Source organism: Corynebacterium sp. UMB10119B (assembly GCF_030228125.1).
GTDB classification, from domain to species: domain Bacteria; phylum Actinomycetota; class Actinomycetes; order Mycobacteriales; family Mycobacteriaceae; genus Corynebacterium; species Corynebacterium pseudogenitalium.
The window spans coordinates 115,569-135,960 of the sequence record NZ_JASPBG010000001.1 but is presented as its reverse complement, the minus strand read 5'-3'; the positions used below and the strand labels follow the sequence as shown (position 1 = coordinate 135,960).

Here is a 20,392-nt window from a genome sequence, read left to right as displayed (position 1 = left end):
ATCTAACTCAGCCAGGTTCGGCGCTCGCTACAGAGTCTTCACCCAGTTTTCCAGGAGATGAAGTCCTGCGTCACCAGACTTCTCAGGGTGGAACTGCGTCGCCCAGAGCGGACCATTTTCGACGGCAGCCACAAACTTATCTCCACCGTGCTCCGACCAGTGCACAAGTGGCGGCGCAATGAACTCATCCGCTTTCAGCGTCCATTCGCGAACGCCGTACGAATGCACGAAGTAAAAGCGCTCGTCTATATTAATGCCGTCGAACATGCGCGAGCCGCGAACTATGTCGACGGTGTTCCACCCCATGTGTGGAAGCACAGGAGCCTGGAGCTTTTCAACGGTCCCCGGCCACTCTGCTAATCCAGCGGTATCAATGCCATGCTCGACTCCGTGCTCAAAAAGGATTTGCATACCAACGCAGATACCCAGCACAGGACGACCACCTGCAAGGCGCTGTCCGATGATGCGCCCCCCTTGCATTGCCTGCAACCCACGCATGCATGCATCAAACGCGCCAACCCCCGGCACTAACAGGCCGTCAGCCTCCACCGCGATCGCCGGATCGGCAGTAACGCTGACGCGCGCGCCAACTTGTTCTAGCGCACGCTGAGCGGATCGGATATTTCCTGCCCCGTAGTCGAGCAGCGCAACATGGGGTTGTGGCATGTCGTTAGCAGTCATGAAGATTAATTCTAGCGCCCGTTCCGCCGATAAAGGCGCGGGGGCTGAACATTTTTCAGCCGCACGGACAAGTTATTAACTTCGACGACGCGGTGCTTGCCCAGCTGCCTATCCAGCAACGTAATAACTACGCCAATAAGGATCACGGCCGCCGCCAGACCAAACATCGGGGTAAACATCATCATTGTCAGCAACATGCCGTACATCGTCGACCCCAGACCTGTTCCTCCGTCGAATGCGATATTCCAAATCGCAGAGGCCTCAGAGCTCTTCGAACGGGGCAAGCGATAGAACATCAAGGTGAGCGCCTCGTTCTGTACCGCGCCGAATCCAACACCGTAGATCAACGCTGCCAACGCCATCCACCACACCGGCAGATCAAGAAGCAGAATGAGCGCGATGAGAAAGACACCACCTGCAGCAATGAACTGGCACGGAATGAGAATGCTGCCTGGGTATCCCTTGCGGTCCATGACCTGACCCGCTGCGTACCGCGACAACATAGAAGCGAAGTTCATCACGCCCAGCATCACACCGCCAAGCGCCGCTCCCTTGGCCGGATCGAGATCGCGCATCGCCGCGGGAAGGAAGTTAGTAATTGCGCCATACGCTGAGGTGACGAACATCAAGGCCATGCCCGGAACAAACACAAGCCGCCACATCGGTACGTGCACGTGCGCCACGCTCAACTCGTCGCGGTCCGCTTGTGGCACAGCTGGGATGAACATGCATGCCACCAACGAAATGAGGCCTACGCCCGCTGCAATGTAATACACCGCGTTATACCCAATGACGTTGACCAGGGCGAGGCCCGTCGGCAAGCCGACCATCTGAGACAAGCCCACCATGATGCCCAGCGTGCCGGTCGCCCGCCCCAGCAAGCGACGCGGTACCAACTCAGCGACGACGGCTGCCTCCGCTACCGTCAGCGCGCCAAACCCAACACCGCGGATCGCGCTCACAGTCAGCACTGTTCCGGCTTCCATTCCCAACGCGTAGGCGAACGCCGGAACACCCAAGAGCAAAGAAGACAGCCCCATAATCAGGCCAAACCCGAACTTGCGCAGCAGCGCAGGTGTCGCCATCTGTGTAAGCACTGTAGCGAGCATGAACACACCGGTGGTAAGCCCGGCCAGCGTTTCGGTTCCTCCTGCATCGAGCACCGCCGTAGGAATCACCGGTAGCAGCACCGCCCATGCGGCGAACGCTGCCATCACCGCGAGCAGAACGGGCTTCATGCCGCGTGCCTTCCAAACACTCGAGACCGAGTTGATTTCCTCAACAGTAAGCGGTGTTGGTGGGAAGAACTTCAAACTACATAACCTCCATCATTGCCATAATCGCGAATGCGAGCGCCAGCGCAGTAGCCAAGGCTAACACTGCAGTCGGCACCCTCAATCCACGCTGGTACGTTGACCACACTCCGCCTGCGAGCACACCCGCCAACACGAAGAGGCCAAGCACCCCCATACTTGCTGGAATGCCTCCCACCTATAACGCACCCTTTGTCGACGGCACACCCGTAATCTTTGGGTCTGCATCCACTGCAGCTCGCAAACTGCGGGCCACAGCCTTGAATTCGGCTTCCGTAATGTGGTGCGGATCGCGACCATAGCGCACATTCACGTGCAAGGTCATTCGGGAGTTGTACGCAAGCGTCTCAAAGAAATGGCGGTTTATCACCGTAGCGTAGTGTCCGCCGATGACCTGCCAATCCATATGCTCCGGCTCACCGTTCATCACAAAGTACGGACGCCCAGACAGGTCTACAACTGCCTCAACGAGCGTTTCGTCCATCGGCAACAGCATCGAGCCAAAGCGGCGGATGCCACGCTTGTCCCCGATCGCATCCAGCAGGGCCCACCCGAGCGTGATGGCGGTGTCTTCCACCGTGTGGTGGGCATCGATCTCCGTGTCGCCTTTCGCCTTCACCGTGAGATCGAAAGCGCCGTGCGCCCCGAATGCGGTGAGCATGTGATCGAAAAACGGCAATCCGGTGTCAATGTCAGTCACGCCTGTGCCGTCGAGATTGATGGACACAGTGATGTCGGATTCAGACGTCTTCCTGTGTGCGGTCCCTACCCTATTCGCCATGAAGTACCTTTCTTGCTGCCTCTAGGAAGGCATCGTTTTCGCTATCAAGTCCAACCGTCACTCGCAGGTGACCTGCGACGCCAACGTCACGAATGAGTACGCCACAGTCGAGGAACTGCTGCCACGCTGCATGGGTCGAAGTGGCGTCGCCAAACGGGCCGAAGAAGATGAAACTCGACGAGCTCGGCACAACCTTGTAGCCCATCTCTTCCAGTGCTGCTTGCACGCGCACGCGCTCCTGCGCCAACTTGTCAACCGTCGCGAGCGTGTCCCCGGCGTGCTTCAGCGCCACGCGTGCGGCAACCTGCGAGAGCACCGAGAGGTGGTACGGCAAGCGAACCAGCATGACGGCGTCGATAAACGCCGGTGCTGCAACGAAGTACCCTAGGCGCGCGCCTGCGAAATCGAACGCCTTCGACATCGTGCGCGACACAACGAGCTTCTCTGGATACGTTGCCAGCAGCGTCGTTGCGGACGGGGAATCCGAGAACTCAGCGTACGCCTCGTCAATAATCACGATGCCAGGTGCAGCCTGAACAATCTTTTCGATGTCTTCGAGTGCAGTCTCACCGCCAGTTGGATTGTTCGGCGTAGTGATAAAGATAACGTCCGGCGCGTGCTTTTCGACGGCCTGCACGGCCTGCTGCACATCGATATCGAAAGATTCGTTGCGATCAATCGGGATAAACTCGGTTTGCGTGCCCGCCGCAAGGATTGGGTGCATCGAGTAGCTAGGCACGAACCCCATGGCACTGCGTCCGGGGCCACCGAAAGCTTGCAACAGCTGCTGCAAAATCTCGTTCGAACCGTTTGCGGCCCAAATGTTGTCTTTGCTGACCTGGACGCCCGTCTGCTTCGACACGTATGCGGCCAAGTCTTCCCGAAGCAACACGGCGTCGCGCTCTGGGTAGCGGTTGAGCGACCGTGCCGCTGCTTCAACCTCGGCAACCAGGTCCTGAATCAACGCCTCAGAGGGCGGGTACGGATTCTCGTTGGTGTTCAGCGCGACAGGCACTTTCAACTGTGGGGCGCCGTATGGGTTCTTTCCTTGCAGCTCGTCGCGAAGTGGTAGCGATTCGAGCGTGACGCCCTTCGCGATCGTCGAAGGATCAGTAGACATACTTACTTAGCTCCGTTTCCTCGTGCCTTAATGGATTCACCGTGTGCAGGAAGCTGCTCTTCCGCAGCCAGCACCATGATGTCCTCAGCAATTTCCGCCAACGCTGCCTTGTCGTACTCGATGAGATTGACAGGCTTCAGGAACGTCAGGGTGGACAGGCCGGGGTTGAAGCGCGCCGTCCCGGATGTCGGCAAGACGTGGTTCGAGCCAGCCGCATAGTCACCGAGTGGGACCGGTGAGTATGGCCCGACGAAAATTGCGCCCGCGTTTCGAACTCGCTCCGCAACCGCGCGAGCATCGCGCGTGTGCACCTCCAGGTGCTCTGCTGCGTAAACGTCTGCGACTGCGACAGCCTTCTCAATATCGTCGACCAGGATGATGCCGGACTGCTTACCGCCCAGCGCAGTAGAGGCACGCTCAGCGTTGAGCGTTTCCTTCGAGCGCTGCTCAACGAGTTGGCCGACTTCCTGCGCCAGGGCCTCTGAGTCGGTGATAAGCACACTAGCTGCTTGCTCGTCGTGCTCTGCCTGCGAAATCAGATCGAGCGCCACGTATTCCGCATTCGCGCTATCATCGGCGATAACCGCGATCTCGCTTGGGCCGGCCTCCGCGTCAATGCCCACCGTGCCGTTGACTACGCGCTTCGCGGCAGCAACGTAGATGTTCCCCGGTCCGGTCACCATATCAACTGGTTCCAGGCCGTGGGCATCATCGCCGTACGCCAGCAATGCAATCGCCTGGGCTCCACCGACTGCCCACACTTCATCGACGCCGAGCAGCGCGCACGCGGCGAGCGTCGTTGGGTGCGGCCAGCCGCCGAACTCCTCCTGAGGAGGAGTGCAGACCACCATGCTGTCCGTCCCCGCCTCCTGCGCAGGAATCACGTTCATGAGCACGCTCGAGGGGTACACTGCCTTTCCACCTGGAACATAAAGTCCCACGCGCGAAACAGGAATAAATGTCTCGGTGACAGTTGCGCCATTCGCAAGCGTCGTAGTGTGTGGCTGCGGCTTCTGTTCAGCGTGTACCTTGCGAATCCGCTCGATCGCGACTTCAAGCGCGGAGCGCAGCGCAGGATCAAGCTTGTCGACGGCCTCTTTGATCACCTCCGACGGCACCCGCACGGATGCTGGACGGATCCCGTCGAACTTCTCTCCGTATTCGAGTGCCTTTTCGGCACCGCCTACGCGAACCTCTTCAACGATCGGCGTAACTGCGGGAAGCACGGCATGGACATCAACGCCACCACGTGGCAGTGCCCTGCGAAGTTCGGCGGTCGTTGGGGTTGTCCCCCGGAGGTCGGTAACTCTCAGCATTTTCGTGTCTCCCAGATTCAACAAATGAGCACAATACGTACCGCAGCCATTGTATTCTCCGACAGGCGCGAAAAAGCTGTTCAGGCCAAAAAAGGCGTCACCCCAGAGCTTTCACCAAGGGAATAAGGTAGTTCACACTATTTCGGGGGTGTCGACTGCGCGGATCACCATCCTCGACCACGCGACGAGCCCTGTGGCGAATGGCGCAAGGCACAACGCCACTCCCGGGGCAACTATCGGAAACACGCTTAAGCGTTGACCGTCCTGGAAGCCGTCTGCATGCTCAGGCAAAGCTGTGAGCCAGCCCGAGACCATTCCGCCAACCGCCAATACAACGTATCCGGCGAGCGCGGCAACGATGAGCTGCCAGACAAACCATGCGAGCTGGCCCCCGCCTCGACGCGCTCGACCCGCAACACCGACAACCAACCCGACTACCAACAACACCACCGCTAGCCAGCCGAGTCCAGCAAACTGCGCATTCTGGATCGTTTCCGTTTCATCGATCATGAACGATCCATCCGACACAACGGTCACTATCGGGGGACGCAACCACGCCCACGCTGCCCCACCGATTACACCGCTGACAAGCCCAGCGAAAAGCAGGCCGGCGCCAGCGTGGATCGTGGCGCGCGGCCTGGAGTCGAGCTGCTGTGCTAGTTGCACAGCTTCCAGCGACCGTCTTCGTGCGTGAAGAGCTGGGTCTGGGTCTTTTCGCCCTCGGAGTTATTCGACTTCACTGTCGCCGAAGCATGGTTGCCATCAACGCGGACGTCGCTCAGGGAAATTTCGGTCTTCGGGATCTCAATCGCCTGACCGGCCTCTTCCTGCATACGGGCAGCCTGCTCAATCACCTCGAGGGAAACGCCTTGGCGCTCCATCTCTTCCAGTGCGGGTTCGGTGATCTTCTTACAGGAGTTATCCAAGATGACGCGCGTCCACTTTTCGAAGGACTCCGGGTTCGTCACCTTGCGAACCACTTCCTCCATTTCCTTGCGCTGCTCTTCGGTGCCTTCTTTACCGCCCTCGATTGGCTCGAAGGTTGGAACAGCGAACTCTCCGTCCTCAAACGGATTCGCAATCGTTGGGATCGCACCGGGCTCCCCTTGTGCCTCCGTCTGCTTTTTGTCGTCGGACTTCTTCTCGCCCTTTTCGTCCTTCTTCGGCTCTTCCTTCGCCGAATTCTCGGCCTTATCTTTCTCAGAAGCCGCCGAATTCGGAGCGCTGGCAGCGGTGGACAGTCCGCCGCCCGCGGTCTCGTCATCAGAGCCACACGCAGTCAATGACATTGCCAATGCAACAACGGCAGCTGCAGCAACCTTGGAACCAGTGGTGGAAATCCTCACGACGTATCTCTCCTTACAGCGACCAGCACAACGGTTGTACCCGGCCTGTTACGTTAAAAATCGTTGATGCCAATTTTAACCACTCGTTTCTGCTGGCCCAATTACGCTCCGGTACAAAGTATCTGAACACTCTCTGTGAACTCGTTGTAAACGTCCACCCCCTCTCCACCGTGAGACAGGTAACATGGGCACACATGCACCTGTCCGTGGATCAGATCACGATCACTGCGATGGATTTACTCAGGTCATATGGCTTAGCCGATGTGTCAATGCGCAGGATCGCCAAGGAGCTCGACGTCGCACCGTCAGCGCTGTATTGGCATGTGGCAAGCAAACAGGACCTTGTGGCTCGCCTGGCAGAGCACATCGTTGCGCCCCTCACAACCTCCTCCTCACCAGCCACATCCACGAGTGAAGCAGCCAGAATGCTCCGTAACTGCCTGCTCAGCATTCGAGATGGTGCTGAGGTGACGGTCACAGCGGTAGGCAATCCGGAGTCTCCGATACACTCCCAACTCCAGCGCTTTTTCATCACATCATTGGCTATGGAAGTCGAAGGGGCGTCGACACCTCAGCTCCGCGCAACCGCCGATGCTCTCCTACACCTGATCCTTGGCAGTGCCCTCGTCCAGCAAACTGAATCCCAGCTGGTAGCGGCTACGAATGCAAGCGAAACGTTGCCACAATCACAGACCATTGAGAGGGACGACTCGTTCGCATTTTCCGTCGATCTCATCATTCGGGGGCTGCAAGCGGGCTGCTGATTGCCAGGCTGGTGAGGGTTTCGCAATGCGGGAACCCCCGGGGGGTGCACTATGGTGATTCCTTATGATTCAAAGCTCTACTTCCCCAAAGCCCGCGAACGATATCGTCGTGTGGCCTGGTTCCCCATACCCGCTAGGTTCTACCTATGACGGTGCCGGAACAAACTTCACGCTCTTTTCAGGAGTTGCGGAGAAGGTTGAACTTTGCCTTATCGACGACGAAGGCGCCGAAACTCGCATCGAACTTGAAGAGGTAGACAACCACGTGTGGCACGCCTACCTTCCAGGAATTACACCTGGACAGCGCTACGGCTACCGCGTCCATGGTCCGTGGGATCCAGCGAACGGCAAGCGCTGCGACGCGAACAAGTTGCTCGTCGACCCCTACGCGCGCGCTTTCGACGGCGAGTTCTCACAGCATTCTTCGCTGTTTTCCTATGACATCAACGCAGACGCTCCCGGAACGGGCCGCAACGAAGAAGACTCGCTGGGCCATACGATGCTCTCTGTCGTCATCAACCCGTTCTTCGACTGGGGCGATGACCGCGCACCACGCATCCCGGATGAGGAAACCGTCATCTACGAATGCCACGTCAAAGGCATGACCCAGACGCACCCTGACGTACCCGAAAACCTCCGCGGCACCTACGCAGGCATGGCACACCCAGCAGTGGTCAATTACCTCAAGGATCTGGGTGTGACGTCTGTCGAGCTCCTGCCTGTCCACCAGTTCTTGCAGGATGGGCGTCTGCGCGACCTTGGTCTGCGTAACTACTGGGGTTACAACACCTTTGGCTTCTTTGCCCCCGAGAACAACTACGCAGCTGCTGCACAGCCGAGCGACGCCGTCGCCGAGTTCAAGGGCATGGTGCGGGCGTACCACGAAGCAGGCATGGAGGTCATCCTTGACGTCGTGTACAACCACACTGCTGAAGGCAACCACCTCGGCCCCACCATTGCTTTCCGCGGCATCGACAATGAGGCCTATTACCGCCTCGTGAACAACGACAAGTCCCACTACATGGACTACACAGGCACCGGAAACTCCTTCAACGTGCGCGACCCTCACTCGCTGCAGCTCATCATGGACTCTTTGCGTTACTGGGTCACCGAGATGCACGTCGATGGTTTCCGTTTCGATCTAGCTTCGACCCTTGCGCGTGAGTTCTCTGACGTCGATCGTCTGGCAACGTTCTTCGACCTGGTCCAGCAGGACCCGGTTGTATCCCAGGTCAAGCTGATCGCCGAGCCGTGGGATGTCGGCGAGGGCGGCTACCAAGTTGGTAACTTCCCTGCGCTGTGGAGCGAGTGGAATGGTAAGTACCGCGACACAATGCGCGACTTCTGGCGTGGTGAACCAGCGACACTTGGTGAGTTCGCATCGCGGCTGACCGGTTCTTCGGACCTGTACCAGCACAACGATCGCCGCCCGACTGCGTCAATTAATTTCATCACTGCACACGACGGCTTCACGCTCAATGACTTGGTTTCCTACAACCACAAGCACAACGAAGCGAACGGCGAAGACAATCGCGACGGTGAAAGCCATAACCGTTCCTGGAACTGTGGCGTCGAGGGCCCGACGGATGACCCCGAGGTGAATCAGTTGCGCGCCCAGCAGCGTCGCAACTTCTTGACGACGCTCCTGCTCTCCCAAGGCACGCCCATGATCTCTCATGGAGACGAGCTGGCACGTACCCAGGGTGGCAACAACAACGTCTATTGCCAGGACAACGAGATTGCGTGGATGGACTGGACACAGCTCGACGACAGCGAGCAGCTGCACGAATTCACAAAGCGCCTGATCGCGATCCGCAAGGCTCACCCGGTCTTCCGCAGGCGTCGGTTCTTGGAAGGCGGTGCGCTTGGCGCGGATGTGGTCGACCGCGAGATTGCTTGGCTAGTTCCTTCCGGCGAACTCATGACGCAGTCCGACTGGGACTTCGCCTTCGGCAAGGCCTTGATGGTGTACTTCAACGGCGACGCTATCGCCGAGCCGGATGCTCGCGGTCAGCGTGTGCGAGATGATTCGTTCATTCTGATGTTCAACGCCCACTACGAAGACATCGAATTCACGCTTCTGCCACAGGAGTTCGGATCAAGCTGGGAGGTGCTCATCGATACAACTGAGCAACTTGGCTACCCGGCGAGCACGCTGACAATCGGCGCCTCGGAGACCACAGTCGTCCCGGCGCGCTCTACCGTTGTGCTGAAGCAGGTAGGTGCCCCGGTTCGCGAGGACGCCTAACTCCAGGGGCTTGACCGCCGTCAGTTTCATGTCCGGTGGGTGAGTAGTATGTGTGCTACCCGCCTACCGGATTTTTGATTGGAGCCATACGCTGTGATTACTGCTAGCCGTGCGACGTTGAGTGTTTCGAATACGGAGCTGGTCGTCACCCCAACCCCCTTGGAGGCGGCGCTGGCTGGCTCCAGCGAGCCCACGCGCATTCCGATAGAGGCAATCACAAAGGTTGACTTGACCGAAGGCGATGACTGGAGCACGGGCACCGTCAGTATCACGTGTAGCGACATCGTTGTAAACGTTGTTTTTGCGCCTGGCGCGGGCGCTGCGATGCGCGAGCTCGAGGATGCTATTTCTGCTGCACAGCGTGGCGACGCCCCGACGCAGGACGCGCAGCGAAGCGGTTCAAGCGGTTTTCCTGGCTTTGATTTCGTTGCGTTTGATGTGGAAACTGCCAACCAGAGGTGGGGTTCTATCTGTCAGATCGGTGCAGTGAAAGTCATTGATGGTGTAGAAACTGACCGCGTTTCTTGGTTGTGTATGCCTCCGGAGCAGTGGGCCGAGTTTGACCCCCACAACGTCGCTATTCATGGGATTCGTCGGGAGGACGTGGCAGACGCACCAAGTGTGGCTGACTGTATTGCGCAACTTGTCGAGTTCGCTGGTTCCCTCCCCCTTGTGGCTCACAATGCGCATTTTGATAGCACTGCACTGTTTCAAGCTGCTGGTGCAGTCGGGATTGATGCGCCACAGTTGCTCTTCGCATGCTCGTTGGCGCAGGCGCGCTCGTGCGACCTTGATGTTGAGAACCACAAGTTGCCCACCTTGGCGTCTCACTTCGGCGTGCCGCTGGAGCAGCACCACGACGCCTGCGCGGATGCTGCAGCCTGTGCGGGCATCATGGTTGGCCTGGCCCGTCGGGCGCACTACCAGGGTTCACTTGTTGGGTTTGTCCATGACGCTGGCTTCACTTTGGGCTCGATCGATTCTCATCGGGTGACTCCAGTGCTCAGGGACCGATCCGGCGCGGGGCGTGCACTGCAAGCAGAAAGCATCGCCAAGGGAGGCATGCAGGCAGCTGCCGCTGCAGTTCCTGCACCTGCTGGAAGCAACCAAGCGGGCCCCTCTAGAAAGAGCACGCCGAAGCAGAGCAAGGGTCGCAAGCCAGCTCCGTGGCAAGCGGTGGCAACCCCGGACACGGTGCCAGAACCGGCGCTCGATGCTGATGCTTCCTCGCCATTGTTTGGGCAGCACGTCACGCTGACCGGTGAGTTTTCTCCATTTGATAAGGGTGCGCTGTGGCAAGGCATTGCTGCTCAGGGTGGCCAGGTGGGCAAGAACGTGACGAAGAAGACCACCATCCTCGTTGTTGGCGAATGGGGGTCAATGACCTCGAAGGAAAAACGCGCTCGGCAGCTTATTGAGCAGGGCCAAGACATAGCACTCTGGAAGGCCGACAAGTTGTTGGACGCCTTGGGGTTGAACGAGCAGCCACCGTTTTAAAACTTTTTGGGAACCATCGGCGGGTTTGAACGGTCTAAGTACATATGACTACTCATATGCCCGCTCCGTGCGCCCCTTCAATGCTTGTACCCATTTTCCCCCGTCTGGCCCGACGTTGTGAAGTCACGTCGAGTTCTTCGCGTGCGTGGCTCACGCCAGGTTTCGGGGCTTCGACCGCTTACATCAGTTTGGCGCCCGGGTTGGTGTGCGTCTTTGACTCAGATTCGGTGGAGGGCCTGACGCACCAGTCCATTGGCGCGATGGGCTTGACGGTCCACCAGGCGTGGAACTCAGCTGCGCGCATGCTGAGCACCGATCTTCTCGAGGGCCGAGTGATCTTGGACTACCTGCCAGCGGAAAATTCGCTAGGGTTCGGAGCACCGAAGGGAGTTCAGGTGCAAAGCTCTGCTGGGTATGCGGCGTCTTGGCTCGCTCACCCGCAACTCTTCTCGACGCTCTATGCTCACGTTGATCGCGTACTCATGCCGCACAACGAATTGCTGTTCTATTCCCGCGATCAGCAAGAACTCTTCGTCTTCGACGCCACCTTGGAGGAAGTTCTGGCGTTCGCCAATCCGGAGCACGTCATGCGCTATTCGGTTGGCTTCCCTCTCTCTTGTGATTCTCGCGTCCGCAGCTAAGTGCGTCTTGAGCTACTAGGGTGGCTGGTAACTTCAAGGAGGACGTATTGCAAGCCCCAATTACATCAACCTACCGTCTCCAGCTGCGTGGCCCACAAGCCGATCCGTCGGGTCGCGCGTTCGGCTTCGACCAGGCAGCGCAGTGTCTGCCCTATTTGGAGTCACTCGGTATTTCCCATGTGTACCTCTCTCCTATCTTGCAGGCACTGCCGACATCGAATCACAACTATGACGTCACTGACCCGACTGTGGTCAACCCGGAACTGGGTGGACTAGCAGGCTTCCGGCGCTTCGTGGAGGCAGCCAGAAAACTCAACCTTGGCGTGATAATCGATATCGTGCCGAACCACCTGGGTGTCGCTTCCCCGCAGCTCAATAGCTGGTGGTGGGACGTTCTCAAGCATGGTCGCGACTCTGAGTACGAGCGCTACTTCGATATCGATTGGCACGCTGACAACGGGGCGGGCGGGAAGCTCGGCCTGCCGATCTTCGGGAAGGAACACGACGAAGATGCTCTCACGCTGCGCTATTTAGATCAGGACAACCCCGAAAGCGGCATCGTGCTGGCCTACTACGACAACGTATTCCCACTCAAGCCAGGCACCTGCTCTTCCCTCGACGACGATCCGAAGGAGGTCTACGAGCGTCAGTCCTACAAGCTGATGTTTTGGCGCGACGGCATCATTTCTTATCGCCGATTCTTCTCTGTCAACGGGCTTGCGGGCATCCGACAAGAGGACCCCGCGGTCTTTGAACACACGCATGCGATCATCCGCCAGCTTGTGGCTGAGGATCTGATTGACGGCGTCCGCGTCGACCACCCGGATGGACTCACGGATCCTTTCGGGTACTTGTCACGGCTTCGTGATGTTGTTGGTCCCGATCGCTGGCTGGTCGTCGAGAAGATCTTGGAGGCCGACGAGCCGCTCGACCCACGCCTGCGCGTCAACGGCACAACTGGCTACGACGCGCTTCGCGAGCTCGACGGCATCTTCGTCAACCAGACGGCCGAGGATACACTCAGTATGCTCGCACTGCGCCAATCGGGCTCCACGTGGGATCAGGCGGCGCTTGATGCCGCGGCGCTACAGCTCAAGCGTGAGGTGGCAACGCACGAGCTTCAGGCGGAGGTTCGCCGTCTCACGCGCGCTATTCGGCGCGATAACTTTTCGACGGCCGGCTCCGCCGTCTCTGACGAAATCCTCGTTGACACCGTTATTGCATTAGTCGCAGCCATCCCCGTCTACCGCGCCGATTACCGATCACTGTCCAGGATTACCGCGACGGTCGTTGCCGATATGGCGCAGCGCTTCCCTTCCCGGCGCGACGCCCTCGACCTCATCGCGGCTGCCCTGCTCGCTGAAGGTGAGGCAAGCACCCGCTTTGCGCAGGTGTGTGGCGCAGTCATGGCAAAGGGCGTCGAGGACACGTTGTTCTATAGGGCGAACCGGTTGGTGGCGCTGCAGGAAGTAGGAGGCGCTCCTGGCCGTTTCGGGGTTGGTGCGGCAGAGTTCCACTTGTTGCAGCAAGAGCGTGCTGAGCTGTGGCCACAAACAATGACGACGCTGAGCACCCACGATACGAAGCGCTCCGAAGATACCCGCGCGCGGATGCTGGAGATCGCCGAAGTACCAAACGCGTTTGCGGAGTTAGTGAACACGACGACAGCGCTGTTGCCTCCGCCAGACCACGCCACGGCGCATTTCTTACTGCAGAACATCGTGGGGATTTGGCCCGCGGATGGGGTTGTGACAGAGACGCTTTCGCAACGGTTGCGTGACTATGCGCTGAAGGCGATCCGCGAGGCCGCTCTTCATACCAGCTGGTTCGACCCCGATGAAGGGTACGAGCAGCAGGTACTGGATTGGGTGAATGCGGTATTGGCAGGCCCTGCGACTTCGCTGATTTCGGACTTCGTGGCGACTCTCCACGAGGGGGCCGTCGCGGTATCACTGGGACGCAAGGTGCTCCAATTGGCTGGCGCAGGTGTCCCCGATACTTATCAGGGCATGGAGTTTTTCGAACCCACACTCGTAGACCCGGACAACCGCAGCTTCATCGACTACACCGCACGCACGCAAACGCTGCACCGGTATCTCGATGCACGGCAGCAACCGCAGTTCAATCTGGGTGACTTCTTGGGCTGCGAGCAAGCCGGTTCGCCGGGCCGGTCCTGGCCCGGCCTGTCCGAGTCTGTAGACGCCGCAAAGCAGCTGGTCATCCGTGAATGCCTTACGGCACGAAAGACCACGCCGACCTTGTTTACCGAGGGGAAGCACCGCGCGGTGTTTGCGGTCGGCCCATCCCAGCAGCACTTTGTTGGATTCGCTCGTGAGCACCGGGATACGGCCGAGATTGGTGTGATTGCGGTTGCAACCCGAAAGCCCCTTGAACTTGCGCGCCGGGGTGGCTGGGAGGACACCACACTGACGCTGCCGCAGGGCTCCTGGTTCGAGCGGTTCACCGGTAGAGAGTTTCACGGCACTGTCCCGGTCGGTGTCCTGCTCGAGTACCTTCCTACTGCGCTGTTGGAGCGTCGAGAGGCCGTCGAATAGCAACGGTGGGTACACTGTTGTGCCGATGAACACGAAGCACAATGACACAATCGCGCAACTCGGCAACACCTACTTCGCGTGGCTGCGGCAACACGAAGGGGTTGCCGAGGAGTTTCGTCATGCGCTCCACGAGCTCATGATCGACGCCGGTATCAACTTTGACCGCGTCGATGTCCGCATCAAAAGCTGGCCTTCGCTGAAAGAAAAAGCTAAGAAGCGTCGTGGTGGAAAGATTGTGTACCCGGACCCGTGGAACGACATCCGTGACCTCATCGGGGCCCGCATCACCGTGATGCATTCCACCGAAATACCGGCGGTGCTGCGCCTTCTGGCGGATCAATTCGATGTGCTCCGAAGCGTGGACAAGGCACAGGAGACGAGGGTGTCGGGCACGTTCGGATACGGCTCGCACCACCTGGTACTCCAGGTAGGTGAGCATAACGAGGAGCTCGAACACTACCGCGGGCAAGTCTTCGAGGTGCAAGTACGGACGGTGCTACAGCACGCGTGGGCGGAGTTCGAGCACGATGTGCGATATAAGCGCTCTCACGGCGAGCTGGACCCACAAATTGATCGCGCGTTCACGCTCGCAGCCGGGCTTATCGAGCTTGCGGATCAGCAGTTCGACCAAATCGCAGAGCTGTCCAACCCGCAAAAACAGAGCCCGAGCGCTCCCGATACCGCAGCGGCATTGACACCAGAGACGCTCCCCGGCGTGCTCACCGTGATCCTTGGGGCGTCGTTTCCCCTGTCCCGCGTTGACGATTACAGATTCTTGCACGAGCTACTCAGCGCCGACGGCATCGAAACAGTCTCTGCTCTCGCGGAGTTAGCGAACCCGGCAGACATCGAAGCCGTGCAGAACACGCTGCAGACGCGGTTCACCCCAGGCCAAGTCAGGCTTGTCGACGACCTCCTGCTGAACAAGTACGGACAGGAGCACATCAACCGCACGTGGGAAAGCGGAAACCGGCCATTACTACGCAAACGCAAACTTACACGCAGGCTCACCCAACTCCGTGAGGGCGGTGCCCCGCAAACACACTCGGGCGACAACGCCTAGAAGCTGTTGCGTCCCCGCAGGCGGTCGAGCTGCCTGCGCTCTTTCTTCGTCGGCCGGCCTGCCCCACGATCCCGTACGGGCAGCGCACCAAACACCTCCGATGTCACAGGAGGTGGCGAATGGTCTACATAGCAGGTCGTGGCGATTTTCGCTCCGGCGCGCTTCTGCAGCGTCTGGGTGACTTCCAGGTCAAGGTAGCGGTGGTCCTTCCACACCTTGAGCCGATCCCCTGGCACGACTTGTGCTGAGGGCTTGACTGCTTTGCCATTGAGCTTGGCGTGTCCGGCGCGAACCGCCTCCGCGGACAACGAGCGCGTCTTAAAGATGCGGACAGCCCAGAGCCAGACGTCGATCCTCGTCGCGGTGGTATTTGGGCTAGTCATCGTGCTTGTTTAGTAGCTGTCGTGATGGTTTACGATCCTTTGCACCTTGCTCCAGTTGATATAGCCACCAACCACGCCAATGACAAGGCACACGATAAACAGTTGCCACGAACCGGCAATCAGGCCGAGCGCTACACCAGCGCCGAGGCCACCGCCGGCCCACACGACTGCGTTCTTGGAGTAACGGCGTACCGCTTGCTTGCGGGATTCAATCGGATTCGATGGACGAGGCTGCATAGTCATGGTTCACAGTTTAGCGTGCAGATTCAATCCATTGGCGGCCTGCTTCTTCTGCCTCCGCTCGGCCCTGGGTGCTCGCTGCGAGTTGCGCGTCGAGTGCTTCGCGTTGTCCGGGGTCGTGCGCCAGCGTGTACGTGGCGGCGGCACCGTACTCGACGTTGACAATGTCAAAGCCTGCGTTGCGCAGCTCGGCCTCAATGCGACCTGCCTCCGCGTGCGGCAGATCGACGCGCACGAGTTCCTTTGTACTACGCAGCACCCGCGGTACCAGTGGAAGCGTCTGCCCAACCGAGTCAGAGTAGGCGTGAACCAGCCCTCCTGCACCCAGCTTGATACCACCGAAATATCGGATCACGACAGCGGTGAGGTCAAGCATTTCGGAGCCGTGCAGCATATCGAGCATCGGTTTGCCTGCGGTGCCGGAGGGCTCCCCATCGTCGGATGAGCGTTCGACGGGCAGGGCGTCGTCGACGTGCAGAATATATGCGGAGCAATGGTGACGTGCATCGGGGTAGGTCTCACGGGCCTGCTGGATCAGGGCCCGCGCCTCGGCTTCAGACTGGGTGCGGCCAATCCAAGTGATGAATCGGGATCGTTTGATCTCGATCTCGTGAGTGGTGATGTCACCGGCGGCGGGCAGTTCGTACGATGTGCGCATAGTGCTTCCACTCTAAATCCATTGCGACGGTTATGGTACTTCCATACAGTTGGTGGTATGTCTAGCAAGCACACTCCGATGCCCCAACAATTTGGGGTGTGGGCTCCGAACGCGCACGGCGCGCGCCTGCACCTCCACGACAGCGAAGGGCCCCGCACGCTCGAGATGCAGCGTGACGAGACCCGCCGGGACTGGTGGGTGGTTCCGCGCGAAGTCGCCCAACCCGAAATTGGTGCGCGCTACAGCTTCTCCTTGCTTCGTGACGGCGAGTGGTCACAGCCACTACCCGACCCTCGTTCGCGCTTCCAGCCCGAGGGCGTCCACGGCCCATCAGAGGTGACCAGCAGCACGTTCGATTGGACGGATGATTCGTGGGAAGGCATCGCACTTCGCGACCAAGTCCTCTACGAGCTCCACGTGGGCACCTTCACGCCACAGGGGACATTCGAGGGGGCCGTCGAAAAGCTTGATTACCTTGCCGAACTTGGCGTCAACTCCATCGAGTTGCTGCCGGTGCAGCCCTTCGCGGGTGCCCGCAACTGGGGCTACGACGGCGTGGACTGGTTCGCCGTGCAGGAATCGTACGGCGGCCCCGAGGGCCTCAAGACCCTTATCGACGCTGCTCACGCCCGCGGTATCGCCGTCATCCTCGACGTGGTGTACAACCACTTCGGCCCCGAAGGTAACTACAACGGCAACTTCGGTCCGTACACAACCGCAGGGCACACCGACTGGGGTGACGTGATCAACCTGTCCGGTGCCCACTCGGATGAGGTCCGCGCATATGTACTCGACGCCGTGCGCCAATGGCTCGACGAGTTCCACGTCGACGGCCTGCGACTGGACGCGGTGCAGACCTACGACGACCGCCTGGCGTTCTCCATCATGGAAGAAATCAAGAACGTCGCCAACGAAGTCGAACACACCACTGGTATCCCCCGCACCATCATCGCGGAGTCCGAGCAAAACAACCCCCGGCTCCTCGAATCCCCAGAACGCGGCGGCTACGGACTCGACGCCCACTGGCTAGACGACGTCCACCACGGGATCCACACACTCGTCACCGGCGAGCGTGCCGGGTACTACGCCGACTATGGCACGCTCGAAATCCTGGCGGATACACTGCGCAACGGATACCGCTTCCGCGAGGACTACTCCGTGTACCGCCAGCGTACCCACGGCAAGGCGCTCGACCTTGACCGCGTCGCACCGTGGCAGATGGTCACCTACACCACCGACCACGACCAGACCGGAAACCGTGCGAAGGGTGACCGCCCGTCGCAGTATCTCAGTGCGCGCAAGCAGGTACTCAAGGCGGCCGTCGTACTCTTATCTCCATTCAGCCCGATGCTTTTCATGGGCGAAGAGTTCGGTGCACGCACGCCGTTCCCATTCTTTGTCTCGCACAGCGATCCACAGCTCCTGGAAATGACCCGCCAGGGGCGCATGAACGAGTTCGCCCGCATGGGGTGGGACTCCTCAGCCGTCCCGGATCCTGCCGCGGAGGAAACGTTTACCTCCGCGAAGCTCGACTGGAACTTCGACGAGGAGCAGCTCGAGATCCTCAGCGCGTACAAGAAACTCATCGAGCTGCGCAAGCAGTACCCGATGGCGCGCGACGACCTCCGCCAGCTGACCGTAGATCACGGCCCAGCCCAGGGCGCAGACGACGCGTGGCTAACCATGGGTGACCAGGCAGTGCTGGTGGCAAACTTTGGGTCGGAGGGCACCGTCGCCCCAGTGGGCGGAACCCTGCTGTACACCTTCGGTGGCGCCGAGGTCTCCGCCGACGAAACCCGCTTAGAACCGTGGGCATTCGCCCTGGTTATGCCGACACAATAAAGTCATACTCTGGTGTGCCTGGGAGGAGGCGTCGGCAATCAATGACCGACGCCTCCATCCGCTCAAGCAACGGCTCAAGATCACTCGCGCAAGACAGCTCCAGGCCGACGAGCGCGGCGCCGGTTTCCTTGTTGTTCTTCTTCAAATATTCGAACAGCGCGATGTCATCGTTGGGGCCGAGGATGTCGGTAAGGAACGTGCGCAGCTGCCCTGGCTCCTGAGGGAAGTTCACCAAAAAGTAGTGCTTCAGTCCGCGGTGCACAAGCGAACGCTCCATGACCTCTGCGTAGCGCAACACGTCGTTGTTGCCACCAGAGATGATGCACACCACCGTGCTGCCCGGCTGCAGCTTCATCTGCGATAGTGCCGCCACAGACAGCGCGCCCGCAGGCTCCGCGATGATGCCCTCGTTTTGGTACAGCTCCAGCATCGACGTGCACACCGCGCCTTCTTTGCAACGCAGCAGGTGCGTGCGAGCAAGGTTTTCCTCAATAACAGCGAACGGGAAATCGCCGGTGCGCTTCACAGCAGCGCCGTCCACAAAGGACTCAATTTCGTTGAGCGTCACAGGGTGACCAGCCTCCAGGGCGGCCTCAAGCGACGGTGCGCCCTCGGGCTCAACGCCTACGACCGCAGTGCCAGGCACCATGTCGGACACGTAGGAAAGCACGCCAGCCAGCAAGCCTCCCCCGCCGACTGGCACGAAGATGATGTCCAGCTCGCGGCCCATAACTGACAACTGCGACACGATCTCCGCCGCAACTGTCCCCTGCCCGATGACGGTATCACGGGCGTCAAAAGGCTCAACCATGGTTGCACCGCGCTCAGCAGCGTCCTTGCGGGCGGCCTCCGCAGCGGCGTCAAACGTATCCCCCACGACGACCAACTCGATGTTTTCGCCACCGTGCACCAGGATTCGGTCTCGCTTCTGCTTCGGCGTTGGCTTCGGCACAAAAATCTTGCCCTGGATCCCCAACGCCCGACATGCGTAGGCCACACCCTGAGCGTGGTTGCCCGCTGACGCCGCAACGACGCCGGCTGCACGCGCCTCGTCACTGAGCCGTGAGATGCTGTAATACGCACCGCGAATCTTGTAGGAACGAACGTCTTGCAAATCTTCCCGCTTGAGGAAAATCTCGGCACCGTACTGCTGCGACAAACGGGGGCAGTACTGCAACGGTGTCGGCTCAATCACCGCAGAAATCTTCGACTGCGCTGCTTGAACGTCTGCGGCGTGTACCGCGTGGAAAGCTGGCTGTTCCTGTTCACTCATAACAGCAAAGTGTATACCGCTGCACCACGTCTAGGTGATACTTTGCCGTAGCCAGTCCAGGCGTTCTAACTATTAAAAGCGTCAATTATCTGCTAGATTTTCTAGCAACAATTCGTGGAGACCGTAGCATTTCATTGACATTGCTGTGGTTTCGCCTCGAATTCCTATCCTTTCAAACAACTTCAGGAGATTTCATGAAGCGCATTTCCACCGTTGCCGTTGCCGCCGCAACCGCAATCTCGTTGACCGTCGCCCCTGCGTTCGCAGAGGAGAACGCCCCAGCGAAGGACACCACGGCTCCAACCGCCGAGCAGACCCCTGGTGACACCAAGGATCAGAACACCCAGGAAACCCCTGACACCGGCAAGGAGTCCGACAAGAAGGACGAGGAGAAGCCAGGCGAGACCGAAAAGCCAGGCGACAACAGCAAGAATCCTGACACCAACACCAACAACAATACGAAGACGTCCGGCAGCTCCAAGGGCCACGCCCTCGGTGCTTTCGCAGGTATCCTCGCGGCTGTCCTGACCACTGGTTTGATCGTCCTGTCTGACCCGACTGGCCTCAACAAGCTCATCGACATGGCGAATGCGCAGTTCCACCTGGGTCTCGGCCACGTCCACGTGCCGAAGGTGTTCTAAGCTTCACCACTACTTCAGACAAACAGGGAG

At 59.4% G+C, this 20,392-nt stretch carries 20 protein-coding genes; 8 read left to right on the top strand and 12 right to left on the bottom strand.

The features are described from left to right. Positions 1-27: 27 nt before the first annotated feature. The 8 genes from hisH to QP802_RS00580 form a co-directional block, all read right to left on the bottom strand. Positions 28-681: an imidazole glycerol phosphate synthase subunit HisH gene (gene hisH, locus QP802_RS00615; RefSeq protein WP_256005147.1), complete on the bottom strand. Its 654-nt coding sequence runs from the start codon at positions 679-681 to the stop codon at positions 28-30. Between the two features lie 11 nt (positions 682-692). Beyond that, the gene (locus tag QP802_RS00610) at positions 693-1,919 is read right to left on the bottom strand and encodes an MFS transporter (protein WP_083290931.1); all 1,227 of its coding nucleotides are present in this window, start codon (positions 1,917-1,919) and stop codon (positions 693-695) included. Between the two features lie 76 nt (positions 1,920-1,995). Further along, positions 1,996-2,172, bottom strand: a complete 177-nt coding sequence (locus QP802_RS00605; RefSeq protein ID WP_168156151.1) for a hypothetical protein — start codon at positions 2,170-2,172, stop codon at positions 1,996-1,998. Then, entirely contained in the window at positions 2,173-2,775 is a 603-nt protein-coding gene (hisB, locus tag QP802_RS00600) for an imidazoleglycerol-phosphate dehydratase HisB (protein ID WP_284817427.1), read from the bottom strand. Further along, positions 2,765-3,895, bottom strand: a complete 1,131-nt coding sequence (locus QP802_RS00595) for a histidinol-phosphate transaminase (protein ID WP_284817426.1) — start codon at positions 3,893-3,895, stop codon at positions 2,765-2,767. Before QP802_RS00595 ends, hisB begins: the two co-directional genes overlap by 11 nt. A 2-nt stretch (positions 3,896-3,897) precedes the next feature. Continuing rightward, complete coding sequence (hisD, locus tag QP802_RS00590) at positions 3,898-5,211, bottom strand: histidinol dehydrogenase (RefSeq protein ID WP_070478832.1); 1,314 nt, start codon at positions 5,209-5,211, stop codon at positions 3,898-3,900. Positions 5,212-5,343: 132 nt separating this feature from the next. Continuing rightward, positions 5,344-5,877 carry a hypothetical protein gene (locus QP802_RS00585; protein ID WP_284817425.1) on the bottom strand — a complete coding sequence of 178 codons (534 nt, stop codon included), beginning with the start codon at positions 5,875-5,877 and terminating at the stop codon, positions 5,344-5,346. Continuing rightward, positions 5,868-6,557, bottom strand: coding sequence for a hypothetical protein (locus tag QP802_RS00580; RefSeq protein WP_070362246.1), 690 nt, complete (start codon positions 6,555-6,557; stop codon positions 5,868-5,870). Before QP802_RS00580 ends, QP802_RS00585 begins: the two co-directional genes overlap by 10 nt. A gap of 194 nt (positions 6,558-6,751) precedes the next feature. Here QP802_RS00580 and QP802_RS00575 point away from each other — a divergent pair, with 194 nt between their 5' ends. The 6 genes from QP802_RS00575 to QP802_RS00550 all read left to right on the top strand — a co-directional run bounded on the left by QP802_RS00575 (position 6,752) and on the right by QP802_RS00550 (position 15,325). Beyond that, positions 6,752-7,321: a TetR/AcrR family transcriptional regulator gene (locus tag QP802_RS00575; protein WP_070363475.1), complete on the top strand. Its 570-nt coding sequence runs from the start codon at positions 6,752-6,754 to the stop codon at positions 7,319-7,321. Between the two features lie 64 nt (positions 7,322-7,385). Continuing rightward, positions 7,386-9,569 carry a glycogen debranching protein GlgX gene (gene glgX, locus QP802_RS00570; protein WP_256005156.1) on the top strand — a complete coding sequence of 728 codons (2,184 nt, stop codon included), beginning with the start codon at positions 7,386-7,388 and terminating at the stop codon, positions 9,567-9,569. 93 nt (positions 9,570-9,662) lie between these two features. Further along, on the top strand, positions 9,663-11,066 hold the full coding sequence (locus tag QP802_RS00565; RefSeq protein ID WP_256005158.1) for an exonuclease domain-containing protein: 1,404 nt from the start codon (positions 9,663-9,665) through the stop codon (positions 11,064-11,066). Positions 11,067-11,293: 227 nt separating this feature from the next. Further along, on the top strand, positions 11,294-11,707 hold the full coding sequence (locus QP802_RS00560) for a hypothetical protein (protein ID WP_252930768.1): 414 nt from the start codon (positions 11,294-11,296) through the stop codon (positions 11,705-11,707). A gap of 47 nt (positions 11,708-11,754) precedes the next feature. Then, positions 11,755-14,262 (top strand): malto-oligosyltrehalose synthase, encoded by a 2,508-nt coding sequence (treY, locus tag QP802_RS00555; protein ID WP_284817424.1) that lies wholly within the window; start codon positions 11,755-11,757, stop codon positions 14,260-14,262. 25 nt (positions 14,263-14,287) lie between these two features. Next, positions 14,288-15,325, top strand: a complete 1,038-nt coding sequence (locus tag QP802_RS00550) for a GTP pyrophosphokinase (RefSeq protein ID WP_284817423.1) — start codon at positions 14,288-14,290, stop codon at positions 15,323-15,325. Here the strand turns inward: QP802_RS00550 and QP802_RS00545 are convergent. Genes QP802_RS00545 through QP802_RS00535 form a run of 3 tightly spaced genes read right to left on the bottom strand, consistent with a single transcriptional unit; the run spans position 15,322 to position 16,606 of the window. Continuing rightward, entirely contained in the window at positions 15,322-15,708 is a 387-nt protein-coding gene (locus QP802_RS00545) for an RNA-binding S4 domain-containing protein (RefSeq protein ID WP_071572478.1), read from the bottom strand. The two genes, QP802_RS00550 and QP802_RS00545, sit on opposite strands and share 4 nt — an antisense overlap. 9 nt (positions 15,709-15,717) lie before the next feature. Next, positions 15,718-15,951 (bottom strand): hypothetical protein, encoded by a 234-nt coding sequence (locus QP802_RS00540; protein WP_284817422.1) that lies wholly within the window; start codon positions 15,949-15,951, stop codon positions 15,718-15,720. A gap of 10 nt (positions 15,952-15,961) precedes the next feature. After that, entirely contained in the window at positions 15,962-16,606 is a 645-nt protein-coding gene (locus QP802_RS00535) for an IMPACT family protein (protein ID WP_070362239.1), read from the bottom strand. 57 nt (positions 16,607-16,663) lie between these two features. On the opposite strand from QP802_RS00535, the gene treZ reads away from it, so the two are divergent. Beyond that, complete coding sequence (gene treZ / locus QP802_RS00530) at positions 16,664-18,448, top strand: malto-oligosyltrehalose trehalohydrolase (RefSeq protein ID WP_284817421.1); 1,785 nt, start codon at positions 16,664-16,666, stop codon at positions 18,446-18,448. Here the strand turns inward: treZ and ilvA are convergent. Beyond that, positions 18,432-19,721 (bottom strand): threonine ammonia-lyase IlvA, encoded by a 1,290-nt coding sequence (gene ilvA / locus QP802_RS00525; RefSeq protein ID WP_284817420.1) that lies wholly within the window; start codon positions 19,719-19,721, stop codon positions 18,432-18,434. The two genes, treZ and ilvA, sit on opposite strands and share 17 nt — an antisense overlap. Before the next feature lie 194 nt (positions 19,722-19,915). Between ilvA and QP802_RS00520 the strand changes: the two genes are divergently transcribed. Further along, a complete protein-coding gene (locus QP802_RS00520; RefSeq protein ID WP_284817419.1) occupies positions 19,916-20,362 on the top strand; it encodes a hypothetical protein in 447 nt (148 codons plus the stop codon). Positions 20,363-20,392: the final 30 nt, after the last annotated feature.